The following is a 1,008-nucleotide window of genomic DNA, read 5'->3' on the forward strand; positions in this document are numbered from 1 at the left end:
CCGATCTTCAGAAACTTTCCGCTCAAACAAAATCTCGAGAGCGCCGCCCGTCTCTTTTTTAGCGTACATTCGAGCCGGGACAACCTTTGTATTATTGAAGACCAGTAAATCGCCTTTGTTTAACAAGCTAGGCAAATCAGAAAAAGACATATCTTGTTTATTGCCACTTACTCCATCAACATGGAGCAATCTGCTTTGCCCACGCTTTTCTGGTGGGTACTTTGCGATCAGCTCCTCAGGAAGCTCAAAGTCAAAGTCGGATACCTTCATACCGAACCTTTAATGATTGGTGTTTCGCACGTTACATCTGCATTCTGAGCACGATGTCTCATAACATGATCGATCAACGTCATCGCCAGCATCGCCTCTGCGATTGGGGTCGCGCGAATTCCAACGCAAGGGTCATGACGACCATGTGTAGACACTTCGATCGCGTTCCCAAACCGATCAATACTCTTTCCGGGCAAACGCATACTGGAAGTTGGTTTTAGTGCGATATGCGCAACAATATCTTGGCCAGTTGAAATACCACCCAATACACCGCCAGCATTGTTACTAAGAAATCCCTCTGGGGTCATCTCATCACGATGTTCGGTGCCTTTTTGCGATACCGAATCAAAACCTGCGCCAATCTCTACACCTTTTACCGCGTTGATGCTCATCAAACCGTGTGCAATTTCGGCATCCAAGCGGTCAAAGATTGGTTCACCTAAGCCTGGCATTAGACCTGTAGCAATGACCGTAATCTTCGCGCCAACAGAATTGCCTTCTTTGTTCAACGCCTGCATGTAGGTTTCCATCTCAGGAATCTTGTTCACATCTGGACAGAAAAATGGATTGGTTTCTACAATGCTTAGATCGACATTCTCAACTTTGATTGGACCAAGCTGGGACAAATAACCGTAGATCTCGATACCAAAAGCCTGCTTGAGATACTTTTTAGCGACGGCACCTGCCGCAACACGCATCGCCGTTTCACGCGCAGAGGAACGACCACCGCCCCGATAA

2 protein-coding genes are annotated in these 1,008 nt (G+C 47.1%); both read right to left on the reverse strand.

What is annotated here, in order from left to right:
* Positions 1–270: S-adenosylmethionine:tRNA ribosyltransferase-isomerase (locus tag A3751_RS17230; RefSeq protein ID WP_197466450.1), on the reverse strand; the 270-nt coding region annotated here is incomplete at its 3' end.
* The coding region (gene aroC / locus A3751_RS17235; RefSeq protein ID WP_068458222.1) for a chorismate synthase at positions 267–1,008 on the reverse strand (742 nt) is incomplete at its 5' end. The genes A3751_RS17230 and aroC, both read right to left, overlap by 4 nt.

Source organism: Oleiphilus sp. HI0080 (assembly GCF_001635135.1).